The sequence below is a fragment of the Massilia sp. Bi118 genome, from assembly GCF_918697865.1.
Classification (GTDB): Bacteria; Pseudomonadota; Gammaproteobacteria; order Burkholderiales; family Burkholderiaceae_D; genus Telluria.
In genome coordinates this window covers 1-13,405 of record NZ_CAKKMV010000001.1, presented here as the reverse complement: position 1 = coordinate 13,405, position 13,405 = coordinate 1, and the positions used below count along the sequence as shown (strand labels likewise).

General features: G+C 65.2%; 13 protein-coding genes. 6 read left to right on the top strand and 7 right to left on the bottom strand.

What is annotated here, in order from left to right:
* Positions 1 to 48 precede the first annotated feature (48 nt).
* Together LQV39_RS00065 and LQV39_RS00060 are read left to right on the top strand one after the other, a co-directional pair.
* The gene (locus tag LQV39_RS00065; RefSeq protein ID WP_230019592.1) at positions 49 to 1,239 is read left to right on the top strand and encodes a cation:proton antiporter; all 1,191 of its coding nucleotides are present in this window, start codon (positions 49 to 51) and stop codon (positions 1,237 to 1,239) included.
* Positions 1,229 to 2,359 carry a YbdK family carboxylate-amine ligase gene (locus LQV39_RS00060; RefSeq protein ID WP_230019591.1) on the top strand — a complete coding sequence of 377 codons (1,131 nt, stop codon included), beginning with the start codon at positions 1,229 to 1,231 and terminating at the stop codon, positions 2,357 to 2,359. Before LQV39_RS00065 ends, LQV39_RS00060 begins: the two co-directional genes overlap by 11 nt.
* Before the next feature lie 22 nt (positions 2,360 to 2,381).
* Here the strand turns inward: LQV39_RS00060 and LQV39_RS00055 are convergent, their stop codons facing one another.
* The 3 genes from LQV39_RS00055 to LQV39_RS00045 all read right to left on the bottom strand — a co-directional run bounded on the left by LQV39_RS00055 (position 2,382) and on the right by LQV39_RS00045 (position 5,094).
* The gene (locus tag LQV39_RS00055; RefSeq protein ID WP_230019590.1) at positions 2,382 to 2,915 is read right to left on the bottom strand and encodes a DUF4142 domain-containing protein; all 534 of its coding nucleotides are present in this window, start codon (positions 2,913 to 2,915) and stop codon (positions 2,382 to 2,384) included.
* A gap of 40 nt (positions 2,916 to 2,955) precedes the next feature.
* Positions 2,956 to 4,566 carry a heme peroxidase family protein gene (locus tag LQV39_RS00050; protein WP_230019589.1) on the bottom strand — a complete coding sequence of 537 codons (1,611 nt, stop codon included), beginning with the start codon at positions 4,564 to 4,566 and terminating at the stop codon, positions 2,956 to 2,958.
* A 201-nt stretch (positions 4,567 to 4,767) separates the two neighbouring features.
* Positions 4,768 to 5,094 (bottom strand): hypothetical protein, encoded by a 327-nt coding sequence (locus LQV39_RS00045; protein ID WP_230019588.1) that lies wholly within the window; start codon positions 5,092 to 5,094, stop codon positions 4,768 to 4,770.
* Positions 5,095 to 5,179: 85 nt separating this feature from the next.
* Here LQV39_RS00045 and LQV39_RS00040 point away from each other — a divergent pair, with 85 nt between their 5' ends.
* On the top strand, positions 5,180 to 5,626 hold the full coding sequence (locus tag LQV39_RS00040) for an SRPBCC family protein (protein WP_230019587.1): 447 nt from the start codon (positions 5,180 to 5,182) through the stop codon (positions 5,624 to 5,626).
* 3 nt (positions 5,627 to 5,629) lie between these two features.
* Here LQV39_RS00040 and LQV39_RS00035 read toward each other — a convergent pair whose 3' ends face one another.
* Positions 5,630 to 5,980 carry an antibiotic biosynthesis monooxygenase gene (locus tag LQV39_RS00035; protein ID WP_230019586.1) on the bottom strand — a complete coding sequence of 117 codons (351 nt, stop codon included), beginning with the start codon at positions 5,978 to 5,980 and terminating at the stop codon, positions 5,630 to 5,632.
* A complete protein-coding gene (locus tag LQV39_RS00030; protein WP_230019585.1) occupies positions 5,977 to 6,306 on the bottom strand; it encodes an NIPSNAP family protein in 330 nt (109 codons plus the stop codon). The genes LQV39_RS00035 and LQV39_RS00030 overlap by 4 nt, the downstream gene beginning before the upstream one ends.
* A 73-nt stretch (positions 6,307 to 6,379) precedes the next feature.
* Here LQV39_RS00030 and LQV39_RS00025 point away from each other — a divergent pair, with 73 nt between their 5' ends.
* Positions 6,380 to 7,057: a helix-turn-helix transcriptional regulator gene (locus tag LQV39_RS00025; RefSeq protein WP_230019584.1), complete on the top strand. Its 678-nt coding sequence runs from the start codon at positions 6,380 to 6,382 to the stop codon at positions 7,055 to 7,057.
* Positions 7,058 to 7,069: 12 nt separating this feature from the next.
* Here the strand turns inward: LQV39_RS00025 and LQV39_RS00020 are convergent, their stop codons facing one another.
* The gene (locus LQV39_RS00020) at positions 7,070 to 7,432 is read right to left on the bottom strand and encodes a hypothetical protein (RefSeq protein ID WP_230019583.1); all 363 of its coding nucleotides are present in this window, start codon (positions 7,430 to 7,432) and stop codon (positions 7,070 to 7,072) included.
* A gap of 174 nt (positions 7,433 to 7,606) precedes the next feature.
* Positions 7,607 to 8,560, bottom strand: a complete 954-nt coding sequence (locus LQV39_RS00015; RefSeq protein ID WP_230019582.1) for a gamma-glutamyl-gamma-aminobutyrate hydrolase family protein — start codon at positions 8,558 to 8,560, stop codon at positions 7,607 to 7,609.
* A gap of 241 nt (positions 8,561 to 8,801) precedes the next feature.
* Here LQV39_RS00015 and LQV39_RS00010 point away from each other — a divergent pair, with 241 nt between their 5' ends.
* Positions 8,802 to 10,802: a DNA topoisomerase IV subunit B gene (locus LQV39_RS00010; RefSeq protein WP_230019581.1), complete on the top strand. Its 2,001-nt coding sequence runs from the start codon at positions 8,802 to 8,804 to the stop codon at positions 10,800 to 10,802.
* 11 nt (positions 10,803 to 10,813) lie between these two features.
* Positions 10,814 to 13,138, top strand: a complete 2,325-nt coding sequence (parC, locus tag LQV39_RS00005; RefSeq protein ID WP_230019580.1) for a DNA topoisomerase IV subunit A — start codon at positions 10,814 to 10,816, stop codon at positions 13,136 to 13,138.
* Positions 13,139 to 13,405 lie beyond the last annotated feature (267 nt).

The following is a 13,405-nucleotide window of genomic DNA, read 5'->3' as shown; positions in this document are numbered from 1 at the left end:
TTGTAGAATCGGCTCGTACATCATGCCATTTTGACAAAAGGAGCGTGCATGCCGGACCTGTTGGCGATCCTGAGCAGTCTGTCATGGCCGGTCGCGATCACGCTGGCCTGGCTGGCCGCTGAATTCGGTCAGCGCTGGACCGGCTTGCCGCGCATCAGCTTCTATGGCCTGGTCGGCTTCCTGCTGGCCGCGCCCCAGCTGGGCGTGCTGCCGTCGGCCGAGCCCGGCACTGCGCTGCTGGTGGCCGACGTCGCCTTCGGCCTGATCCTGTTCGAGCTCGGCTACCGCATCAACCTGCGCTGGCTGCGCACCAACCCGTGGATCGGCGTGTCCGGCCTGGCCGAGGCCCTGCTCACCTTCCTCGCCGTGTACTACATCGCCAGGGCTTTCGGCGTGGCCGTCATCAACGCCCAGATGCTGGCTTCGCTCTCGATGGCGACATCGCCGGCCACCGTGGTCCGCGTGATCAACGAACAGAAAAGCTCGGGCCAGGTGACCGAGCGCGCCCTGCACTTGTGCGCGCTGAACTGCGTGCTGGCGGTGTTCGCCTTCAACGTCAGCGTCGGCCTGTGGATCTTCCGCACTTCGGAGGACCTCGGCGATGCGCTCTGGAACAGCCTGGTGGTGCTGGCCGTTTCCGCGTTTTCCGGCGCGGTGTTCGGCCTGATCGTGCCGGCCGTGCTGCGCGTGCTCGGCAAGCCGGCCCAGGACGCCACCGTCGCCTTTTCGCTGGCGGTGGTCCTGCTGGTCTCGGTCACCTACACGCTCGGCCTGTCGCCGGTGGTCGCCACTCTCGCCTTCGGCCTGATGGCGCGCCACCGCCGCATCGCCTTCAGCCAGGCGCAGCGCAACTTCGGCGCCCTCGGCGAGCTGCTGACCGTGGTGCTGTTCGTGTTCGCCGCCTCCACCCTGGACTGGCAGAAGATCGTGGCCGGCGGCGCCATGGCCGTGGCGCTGGTGCTGGCCCGCCTGCTGACCAAGCTGCTGGGCGTGATGGCCTTCGCGCACCTGGCCGGCATTTCCTGGCGCAAGGGCGCGCTGACCGGGGTCGCGCTGGCGCCGCTGTCGGTGTTCGTGATCCTGCTGCTCGAGCATGCGCGCCACGCCGGCGTGCAGGTGGTGGATGAACTGCGCGCGATTGCCGCGGTGACCATGCTGCTCGAAGTGTTCGGGCCCATCATCCTGCAGCGCGCCCTCGTGTGGGCGCGCGAAGCACCGGAGCCGCGCCATGCCGCTTGAAGCCTTCGCCACATCCGACGCCCTCAGCTTCGGGGTCGAGCTCGAACTGCAGCTGGTCAGCCTGTCGGATCTGGACCTGACCCCGGCCAGTCCGGACCTGATGCATCTCCTGAAGCGCAAGCCCTTCCCCGGCAACGTGACGCCGGAGATCACCGAGAGCATGATCGAGATTAATTCGAGCGTGCAGACCCGCTACCGCCCGCTGCTGGCCGAGCTGCTGGAAATCCGCGACACCCTGGTCGCCGCCAGCGACATGCTCAACATCGGCATCGCGGGCGGCGGCACCCACCCTTTCCAGCACTGGTCCGAGCAGCGCATCTCCTCCAAACCGCGCTACCAGGAACTGTCGACCCTGTACGGCTACCTGGCCAAGCAGTTCACGGTGTTCGGCCAGCACGTGCACATCGGCTGCGCCCACGGCGACGACGCGCTCTACCTGCTGCACGCGCTGTCGCGCTACATCCCGCACTTCATCGCGCTGTCCGCCTCCTCGCCCTTCGTGCAGGGTCACGATTCCGGCTTCGATTCGGCGCGCCTGAATTCCGTCAGCGCCTTCCCCCTGAGCGGGCGCGCGCCCTTCGTCCTGAATTGGGACGAGTTCGCGAACGTCTACTTCGCGAAGATGGAGCGCACCGGCATCATCAAGAGCATGAAGGATTTTTACTGGGACCTGCGCCCCAAGCCGGAATACGGCACCATCGAACTGCGGGTCTGCGACACCCCGCTGACGGTGGAACGGGCGGCGGCGCTGGCGGCCTACCTGCAGGCGATCTGCCGCCATCTGCTGGAGCGTCGCGATCCGCCACCGGTAGAGGACGATTATCTCGTCTACAACTACAACCGCTTCCAGGCCGCCCGCTTCGGCCTCGAAGGCGTGATCACGCATCCGAAGACCTACGAACAGCTGCCGCTGCGCGACGACATCCTCGCCACCCTCGACCTGATGGAGCCGCACGCCCAGGCGCTGGGCAGCGTCGAGGCGCTGCTGCACCTGGCCGAGGCGGCGTCCGGCGGCAGCGATGCCGCCTGGCTGCGCGCGCAGTACGAGCGCCAGGGCAGCTGCGAAGGCATGGTGAATGCGGCGATCCAGCGCTTCAGGGGCGAGCGCCGCCTGCGCTGAAGCGCCGCCGCTTATTTGCCGCCTACTTCATCATCGCCGCCTGGATCTTCTTCGCATGCTCCAGGTGGGCGACGAAGGCCGGGCGCGTCTTCACCAAGGTGTCCTTCAGCTCGGCGTTCTGCGCGCTGGGGATCAGGGTCTTGTCCATCGCGTCGATGACCGCCTGGTGGTACTCGACTTCGTGGTCGATATAGGCTTTATCGAAATCCTTGCCTTTCAGCGGCTTGAGTTTCGCCATGTTGTCGGCCCCGCCCTGCTTCAGGGTTTTACTGAGATCGCTTTCCGTCGGCGTCACCTTCAGCTTTTTCACCAGTGCGCCGGCCTGCTTGTTCACGGCCGTGTGGTCGGTCACCATCTGCCTGGCGAAGGCCTTGACCTCGGCGTCCGCGGCCTTCTTCTGCGCCAGCTTGCCGGCATTGATGTCGACGCTGTTGGCGGCGACAACGATGCCGGCGATCTGCGCGTCGTCCGGCGTCTGCTGCGCGAAGCTGGCGCCGGCCAGGGCGAGCGCGCTGGAGATAGCTGCGGTAACTAGCTTGTGAGACAGGGTGCTCATAAAACCTCCTCGGATTGGCATGATGAAGGGGCATTTTTGTTCAGAGCGGCGGCACCACGCCGGCAAACTTCAGCAGGTCCGTCATCCGGAAGTCGCCGGGCGTGCTGGAAGGCAGGGTCGGCCGCCAGCCCGGCTGCGCCCGAAGGTAGGCGCCGCTGTCCTCGCGCAGCAGGCCGACGAAGACTTCGCCGACGATGTCGCCGCCGACCGGGCCGAGGCGCTGGCCGCTGGCCATCACTTCCGCCTCCTTCAGCACGTAGTAGAACAAGGGGGTCGAGGTATCCATGGTCGTCCTGCTGTCGAGGGCGTAGGGCGCCAGTTCATGCAGCTGGGCCGGCGTGAGCACCGGCACCCGCAGCTTCCTGGCGATCGCCTGCCCGGACGGGATGCCGAAGTTCACGGCGCGCGTGAGGCTGCGCGCCGGCAGCGACTGCAGCCCGTCGCTCGGCAGCCCGGGCGAAGGTCCGCGCGAACCCGGCAGCGCCATCAGCGGCGTGGACAAATGGGTGTCGATCAGCTTGTTGTTGCGGACATTGCCGTCGCCAAAATCGAAGAAGGTTTCCCAATCGATGAAACGGCGCGGCGCGCGCTTGCCGCCGCGCAGGTCGCCGGGGTCGGCCGCGGCGGGGTCCTGGCTGTCGTCGAAGATGAACAGGAACAGCGGCGTGCCGCCCGTCGCCGAGAAATTCAGGCGGTAGCTCGGCCGCACCTGCGAGTGGCCGAAGCGGTAGGCGGCGGCCGCGAACTCGATCGGGATGCGCGGCATCGATTGTCCATCGGCGGCCTGGAAGCGGTTTACCGCCGCCTCGGGGTGGTAGAACTGCGGCCCATCGCGCAAGATTCTTGCCAGCAGGGTCGGCCCTATCGTTTTGGGCAGGAATTCATGCAGGATGATCCACTGGTAGTGCCAGGTCACGAGGCGGCGCGCATCGCGGAAGATGCGGTCCGCGGACGCGCCCTGGTAGGCCGGCTGGGCTGCCAGCCAGTCGGTGACGGCGTTATGGAAAGACAGGAAGGCCACCTGCATCTGGCTGATGACGCAGTTTTCGTCGTTGCGCGATTCGGCGACGATGGCATTGGCGGCGCCATCGCGCGGCACGTCGAAGCGCACCGCGTTATGCCGCGACACCGTCTCCGAACCGGGGATGGCCTGCAGCCTGAACTTGATGCGGCCGGAACTGGTGTCGTACAGCTGCGGCGAGCGCTGCGGACCGTCGCCGTAGACCGAATCGAGGTCGAAGGCCGCGGTGCGGAAATTGATTGTCCTGAGCGGATCGACGTTGGCATTCAGCGCCGACCTCTTGTCGAAGGTGATGTCGTGGTCGAGGAATTGACCGAGGAAGGTCATGCCGGCCGTCATGCTGGGGTTGTCCCGGTTGACCGGCCCGGGATCGGTGATCGAGGCGACCGGGTCGGTCAGCTGGTCGTGCGCATCGAGCAACCCGCCTTGCGCGGCGAGCAGCTGCACCGCCTTGCGCGCATCGTTGGTCTGCTGGGAAAACGGAGATAGATCGGGAAACATCCTTGTGAACACATTATCCGGATGCGGTGCGGCCGCGGGGTGCATCGCCGTGACCGTATCGGCGACCGACATGGTTGCCATCGACCAGATGCCAAGCAGGGTCGCCAGTAGAAATGCAAACTTCTTCATCACTCTCCTCCTTATGTTGAACCCGCGCGGATGCAACAGACGAGCGAAATCCTGGCTGGGCAATGATTGCCAGCCTGCTGGTAACTGAGCAAGGGAAATGGACGCGGGTTATAAGCTCCGAAGTATCGACGATGACAAGCCGAAATCAATCGTATTTACATGGTGTGCTGTAGGAATAAGGCGCGGCAAAAAGAAATGGTTTTAAGGAAGCGCCGCATACCAATCGGCGTAGGGCGTGTTGGCGGCGAGGCGCCGGTTGAAGTCGGGGGCGCCATCGCTCCACCACACCGGACCTCGCTCGCCCAGTGCGCGCTTGGCCTCATCGACCGCGGCGCGGGCCTGGCGCTCCGCTTCCGCATCGCCGGCCTTCTTCGCGACGCCGACCTGGCGGCGCGCCTTCATCAGTTTGTCGACCAGTGCCTGCTTTTCTTCGGGCGCGAGCGCGGGATTGGTGGTGCGCCACAGGCGGCCGTCGACCACGAAGTAGCGGCCGTCCGGCGTGACTGGATATTGTCGGGAGGATGACATGCGATTACTCTAGCATGTCGAATTTGCCGCGCCCCGTTCGTCGTAGCATCAGAGGGACCTCCTCTGCCAACGATAAGGAGACATCATGTCCACGAATACTGTTGATTTGCACCGCGTCCTGAAATCCAGCGCCGACCGCGTCTACCGCGCCTTCACCACCGCCGGCGCCTTCGCCAAATGGCTGCCGCCACATGGCTTCATCGGCACCGTCCACGAGATGGACGCCCGGGTCGGCGGCCGCTACCGCATGTCCTTCACGAATTTCACCACCGGCCATGGCCATTCTTTCGGCGGCGAATACCTGGAACTGGAACCGGGCCAGCGCCTGCGCTACTCGGCCGAATTCGACGATCCGAACCTGCCCGGCCGCATGCAGACCACGGTAACGCTGCGTGAAGTGTTCTGCGGCGTCGAGGTGAAGATCCGGCAGGAAGGCATTCCGGCCGTGATTCCGGCAGAGGCCTGCTACCTGGGCTGGCAGGAGTCGCTGGAGCTGCTGGCCAAGCTGGTCGAGGCCGAGATCAGGGATTGATGATCAGGGAGTGATGCGGAGGCGCGGGGCGTCCGCCGGCGCCTCGTCCCGCTCGCGCAAGCCGTAATCGCGCAGTACCTCGGCCACGCGCAGCCGGTAGTTGCGGAACACGCCCTGCCGCCCGCGCATTTGCGCTTCGCGGTGCGAGGCCAGGTTGCGCCAGCCTTTGACCGCATCTTCATCGCGCCAGAAGGACAGCGACAGGAGCGTGCCCGGCCGCGACAGCGACTCGAAGCGCTCCACCGAGATGAAACCATCGATGGCTTCCAGCTCGGCGCGCAGCACGGCGGCCGTATCCAGGTATTCCTGCCGATACGCGGGATCCGGCTCGACTTCGAAGATCACGGCGATCATCGCAGCGGCTCCGGGTGTAAAGTCCCTTCGACCAGTTCGGTGAAGGTCCGTTCTTCGCGCAGGATGAAGCACTGCTCTTGCGCGAAGGCGAAGTTGGCGCGCGCCTCCTCATCGAGTTTCAGGCGTGCGCGATAGGCTTCGTAGGCGGCCAGGCTGTCGAAGCCGACCAGGCCCCAGGCCTCGTAGTTCGTGCCCTCATGCGGCAGGAAGTAGCCGAGCAGGCTCCCGCCCAGGCGCGGGATGATGCGGCCCCAGTTTTCCGCGTAGCGGCGGAACTGTTCTTTGCGTGTGGGGTCTATTTCGTAGCGGATGAAGCAGGTGATCATGTGGCCTCCTTGGTGATGAAGGTGACCACATTAGCCCTTTGCCCCGCGACGATGCTTCGGTTAGGATCGAAGCATGCGAGACGGACCGAATATCACGAATATCGCCGCCATGATCGGCGACCACGCGCGCGCCGAGGTGCTCACCGTCCTGATGAGCGGCATGGCGCTGACCGCGACTGAACTGGCCGACGCCGCCGGCGTCACGCGCCAGACCATCAGCACGCACCTGGCCAAGCTGGAGGATGCCGGCTTGCTCAGCGTCGAAGCGCAGGGCCGGCACCGCTACTTCCGCATCGCCGATGCCGAGGTCGCCCAGCTGCTCGAATCGCTGATGGGCGTGGCTTTCGGCACCGGCGCCGTGCGTGTGCGCTCGAGTCCGCGCGAGCCGGCGCTGAGGAAGGCGCGGGTCTGCTACGACCATCTGGCCGGCGAGCTGGGTGTTCTTGTTTATGAAAGCCTGGCGCGGCGCGGTGCGTTTGCGCTGGACGCCGACGGCGTCGCGCTCACTTCGCAAGGACAGGCGCTGGTGCGCGCCCTCGGCGTCGACACCGGCAAGCTGCCGGCCTCGCGCCGCCCCTTCTGCCGCACCTGCCTGGACTGGAGCGAGCGGCGCCATCACCTTGCCGGCCAGCTCGGCACCGCCCTGTTGGACCGTTTTCAGCAACTGGGCTGGGCCAGGCGCGTGCCGGACTCCCGCGTACTGGCTTTTACGCCGGACGGCGAAGCTGCCCTGCGCGCCTGGCTGGGCTGATTCCTTTCCGCCTCAGCTTGCCAGCGCCGGCGCCTTGAACGCGCCCGGACGCAGAATGCGCGACAACAACGGCCGCTTGACCGGCACAGGCATGCGGCTGTCGACCAGGTCTTCCCATTTCACGCGCAATTGCTCGCAGGTGGCGCGCAGCACCGGCTCGGCATCCGGCAGGCGGGCCAGGGCGTCGAGGTGGCGTTCGATCACGGCGGCCAGTTTCACGCAGGGGCCTTCGTCTTCGGGGTTCGCGGCGGGTGCGCGCGGGGTGCTGCGCAGCGTGTATTGCGACATCAGGTGCAGCAGGGCCGCGACCAGCAGGGCGTGGCGGGTGCTGGGGGTGCCGGATGCGGGGGTATCGTCCAGGAAATCGTCGTCCATGTGGCCTCCTTGTCTTCATGAGAATGATTCTCATTTAGATTATGGAGATACTTGGAAAGCTGTGCAAGCATATTCTTTCGTCGTTCCCGCGAAGGCGGGAACCCAAGTTGCGCGCGCTAACGAAACGCATGCAGAACTTGGATCCCCGCCTTCGCGGGGACGACGAGTCAACACTTAGAGCCTGGTCTCCCTGGCCGCCCTCAAAAACTCATCCAGCACCGGCGTACAATCCAGCAGCTCCGTCCCCTTCGCCCGGTGGAACTCCGGATGCCACTGCAGCCCCATCACGAAGGGCGCCCTTTGGTAGCGGATCGCTTCAATGATGCCGTCCGGGTCGGACATCGCCTCCACATGGATATCGCGCCCCAGGTCCTTGACGGCCTGGTGGTGGATGGAGTTCACGATCGGGCGCTGCTGGTCGGGGAACATCTTGCCCAGCGAGGAGCCGGGCGGGAACACGATGGCGTGGCGGTGGGCGTCGTAGTCTTCGTGCACGTGGGCCAGGGCCTCGGGCACGTTGGTGGCAACGTCCTGGTAGAGGGTGCCGCCGAAACCGACGTTGATCAGCTGGCAACCGCGGCAGATGCCCAGCACCGGCTTGCCGGCGTCGACGAATTCATGCAGCAGTTCCAGCTCGTACACGTCGCGCGCGCGGTCGCCGTTCCATTCCGGGCGCGTGGGCGACTCCGCATAGGTCATCGGCGAGACGTCCGCCCCGCCCTGCAGCACCAGCCCGTCCAGGTGGCGCGCGTAATGGCGCATGGTGATGTTGGAGGGGTGCAGCAGGCCGCCGGTATTCACGGTCGGCACCATGAAGACCAGCACGTCGCGCGACATCACCCATTGTGCAATCGATTCCTCGAGGTATTGCAGGTTCTTGCTGCGCAGGCCGACCGAGCCGGGCTCCGGATGGAAGATGCGGGCCGAGACGCCGATGCGCAGCGTGCGCCGCATGAAGTCGCGGCTGAAGCGGTCGCTGAGGGCGCGCCAGCGCGAGCGCAATACGCGGCCGGCCAGGTTCAAGGGCGTATCGCCCTGCCGCAGGTAGCGCGAGCCGCTGCCGCTGGCGCGCCGGTCCGGCACGCGCGGCGGGCCGGCAGTTTCACGATTTTCATTATGTTCTGCCATGCACTTAAATATAGCCCGGCCATTGGCCCGCACGATTCGCATTTACAGATTCTGACGATTCAATGCTTGCAAACTTCCGCGCTACAGGCAAAAATACTGTATTTCCATACAGTGTTGCGCCAAGCACTCTTCCCAAAACGCGCGTAAGCACCGACACTGGCGCCTTTTGCCACGTCGTTTGGCGACCTTATTGCCGCGCGACAAGATAGAATGCGCAGGCATTCGATTACACAAATACAGCATGGCCACCAAGAAAACCGCAACCGATTACAGCGAATCATCCATCCGGGTCCTGAAGGGGCTGGAGCCCGTCAAGCAGCGCCCGGGCATGTACACGCGCACCGAAAACCCGCTGCACATCATCCAGGAAGTGATCGACAACGCCTCGGACGAGGCGCTCGGTGGTCACTGCAAGAACATCGCCGTGACGATGAACCCGGACGGTTCGATCACGGTCGAAGATGACGGCCGCGGTATCCCGGTCGGCATCCACCCCGAGGAAGGCGTCTCGACCGTCGAGATCGTGTTCACGCGCCTGCACGCGGGCGGCAAGTTCGACAAAGGTTCGGGCGGTGCCTATGCCTTCTCGGGCGGTCTGCACGGCGTCGGCGTGTCGGTCACCAACGCGCTGTCGAAGCGCCTGGAGATCACCGTCTGGCGCAAGGACGACCAGGGCAACGGCGTGCACAACCTGGCCTTCGAAGCCGGCGACGTCGTCGAGCCTCTGAGCTCCGTCCCGCCCGAGCGCGGCGGCAAGAAGAACGGTACCCGCGTCACCGCCTGGCCGGACGGTAAATATTTCGACTCGCCCAACATCCCGATGACCGAGCTGCAGCGCCTGCTGCGCTCGAAGGCCGTGCTGCTGCCGGGCGTGACCGTCACCCTCACCAACGCCAAGACCGGCGACGTCCAGACCTGGCGCTACGACGAAGGCCTGCGCGGCTACCTGACCGAAGCCCTTGCACAAACCGTGGGCCAGGGCCAGACCGTGATCCCGCTGTTCGAAGGCGCGCAGTACGCCGCCGCCGGCGATGAGGGCTTTGCCGAAGGCGAAGGCGCGGCCTGGGTCGTGGCCTGGACCGAGGAAGGCGCCGTGGTGCGCGAATCCTACGTCAACCTGATCCCGACGGTCAGCGGCGGCACCCACGAATCCGGCCTGCGCGACGGCCTGTTCGGCGCGGTGAAGAATTTCGTCGAGATGCATTCGCTGCTGCCGAAGGGCGTCAAGCTGCTGCCTGAAGACGTGTTCGCGCGCGTCTCGTTCGTGTTGTCGGCGAAGGTGCTGGACCCGCAGTTCCAGGGCCAGACCAAGGAGCGCCTGAACTCGCGCGACGCCGTCAAACTGGTCTCGACCTTCACGAAGCCGCCGCTCGAACTGTGGCTGAACCAGCACGTCGACTACGGCAAGAAGCTGGCCGAACTGGTGATCAAGCAGGCGCAAAGCCGCCTGCGCTCGCTGCAGAAAGTCGAGAAGAAGAAGTCCTCGGGCGTGGCCGTTTTGCCGGGCAAGCTGACCGATTGCGAATCGACCGACATCACCCGCAACGAACTGTTCCTGGTCGAGGGCGACTCGGCGGGCGGTTCCGCGAAGATGGGCCGCGACAAGGAATTCCAGGCCATCCTGCCGCTGCGCGGCAAGGTGCTGAACACCTGGGAAACCGACCGCGACCGCCTGTTCGCCAACAACGAAATCCACGACATCGCGGTGGCGATCGGCGTCGATCCGCACAGCTCGGGCGACAATCCCGACCTGTCCGGCCTGCGCTACGGGAAGATCTGCATCCTGTCCGATGCGGACGTCGACGGCTCGCACATCCAGGTCCTGCTGCTGACGCTGTTCTTCAAGCACTTCCCCGCCCTCTTCAACCACGGCCATGTCTGCGTCGCCCGTCCGCCTTTGTTCCGCGTCGACGTGCCGGCGCGCGGCAAGAAGCCGATCCAGAAGCTGTACGCGCTGGACGACGGCGAACTGCTGGCGATCGAGGACAAGCTCAAAAAGGAAGGCCTGAAGGAAGGCGTGTGGAGCATCTCCCGCTTCAAGGGCCTGGGCGAGATGAACGCCGAGCAGCTGTGGGAAACCACGATGAACCCGGACACCCGCCGCCTGCTGCCGGTGGCCTTCGGCGATTACAACCTGGCCGAATCGTCGGCGCGCTTCAACATGCTGATGGGTAAAGGCGAAGCCGCCGCCCGCCGCGCATGGCTGGAAGAGCACGGTAACGAAACCGAAGCCGATATCTGATACGAACGAACATGACGCAAGCGAACCTTTTCGAACAACAAAACGAGCCGGCCGGCGACGACGCCGAAACGCTCACCCTCTCCACCTTCGCCGAGCGCGCCTACCTGGACTACGCGGTCTCGGTCGTGAAAGGCCGCGCGCTGCCGGACGTGTCCGACGGCCAGAAGCCGGTGCAGCGCCGTATCCTGTACGCGATGAACGAACTGGGCCTGGGCCCGACCGCGAAACCGCGCAAATCCGCGGCCGTGGTCGGCGACGTGCTCGGTAAACTCCACCCGCACGGCGACCAGTCCGTGTACGACGCCCTGGTGCGCATGGCCCAGGACTTCTCGCTGCGCTACCCGCTGATCGACGGCCAGGGCAACTTCGGCTCGCGCGACGGCGACGGCGCCGCGGCGATGCGTTATACCGAAGCCCGCCTGACCCCGATCTCGCGCCTGCTGATGGACGAAATCGATATGGGCACGGTCGACTTCCAGCCGAACTACGACGGCTCGGTCCAGGAACCGCGCACCCTGCCGGCGCGCCTGCCGATGCTGCTGCTGAACGGCGCCTCCGGCATCGCGGTGGGCATGGCGACCGAAGTCCCGTCGCACAACCTGCGCGAGGTGGCGGCAGCGGCGGTGGCGATGATCCGCAATCCAAAGATCACCCACGCCGAGCTGATGACGCTGATCCAGGGGCCGGACTATCCGGGCGGCGCCCAGATCATTACTCCGGCCTCGAACATCGCCGACATCTACGCCACCGGCCGCGGCTCGCTGAAAGTGCGCGCGCGCTGGAAGATCGAAGAACTGGCGCGCGGCCAGTGGCAGGCGGTGGTCACCGAACTGCCGCCGGGCTGCTCGTCGCAGCGCGTGCTGGAAGAGATCGAGGAACTGACCAACCCGAAGCTCAAGCCCAACAAGAAGACCCTGCTGCCCGAGCAGCTGGCGCTGAAGCAGACCATCCTCGGTTCGCTCGACGCCGTGCGCGACGAATCCGGCCGCGAGGCCCCGGTGCGCCTGGTGTTCGAGCCGAAGTCGAAGAACCAGGACCAGGCCGAGTTCATGCTGATGCTGCTGGCGCATACCTCGCTGGAGAGCTCGGCGCCGATCAACCTGGTGATGATCGGCGGCGATGGCCGTCCGCGCCAGAAGGGCCTGTCCGAGATCCTGCAGGAGTGGATCGACTACCGCTTCGTGACGGTCCGCCGCCGCACCGAGTTCAGGCTGGGCAAGGTCAACGACCGCATCCATATCCTGGAAGGCCGCGAGACCGTCCTGCTGAACATCGACGAAGTCATCGCCATCATCCGCAATTCGGACGAACCGAAGGCCGCGCTGATCGAGCGTTTCCGCCTGTCGGACCGCCAGGCCGAGGACATCCTCGAAATCCGCCTGCGCCAGCTGGCGCGCCTGGAAGCGATCAAGATCCAGCAGGAGCTGGCCGAACTGCGCGGCGAAAAGGAAAAGCTCGAGGACCTGCTCGAGAACACCTCGAGCATGAAGCGCCTGGTGATCCGCGAAATCGAAGCCGATGCGAAGCAGTACGGCGACGACCGCCGCACGCTGATCGAAGAAGCGCAGAAAGCCGTGCTCGAACAGAAAATCATCGACGAGCCGGTCACCGTGATCGTCTCCGAGAAGGGCTGGGTGCGCGCGCGCACCGGCATCGGCCACGATCCGGCGCAGCTCACCTTCAAGGCCGGCGATTCACTGGGCAAGGTCTTCGAATGCCGCACCGTCGACAACCTGCTGTGCATCGGCGACAACGGCAAGGCTTATTCCGTGCCGGTGGCCGCGCTGCCGGGCGCGCGCGGCGACGGCGTCCCGATCACGACCCTGGTCGACTTGTCGGGCGGCGGCCGCATCCTGTACTACTTCGCCGGCAATGCCGACACCCGTCTGCTGCTGTCGACCACTGCGGGCTTCGGCTTCATCGCCAGGGCCGGCGACATGGCGACCCGCCTGAAGGGCGGCAAGTCCTTCATCACGCTGGACGACGGCGCCGTGCCGCTGGCTCCGCGCGTGGTGACGGACAACGCCGGCGCCATCGCCTGCCTGTCCGAAAAGGGCCGCGTGCTGGTGTTCGGCATCGACGAAATGAAAGTGCTGACGAACGGCGGCCGTGGCGTGACGCTGATGGAGCTGGAGCCGAAGGAAAGCCTGCTGGCCGCACAGCCGATCAGCCCGAAAGGCCTGAACGTCAACGGCACCTGGGCCGGCGACAAGCCGCGTACCGTGGAGCTGTTCGGCGTCGGACTGGAGCCGCACTTCGGCAAGCGGGCGCGCAAGGGCAAGCCGCTGTCGGCGAAGTTGAAGGCCAAAGATCTGGCGATGCGCGACGCTACCTGACCGTCATTCCGGGCATTGCCCGAAATGACTTCCCGCGAAGGCGCACTGCTGTCCAAGATAATTGACAGTTGAGCTGGTAGTAGACCATCGGAAAGGAGTTGCAGGTAAAGGTTAAGGGTACTAAAACCCTGAGTTCTCATGCTCACAACCTAAACCTGCAACCATGTCTACGATAACCACTTTCCAGGCGCTTTTAAAGGGTCTTCCACGCGCTGTGTTCAATCGTTGTGTCGAGCGACACAACGCGGACAAGGGGTGCAAGCGCTT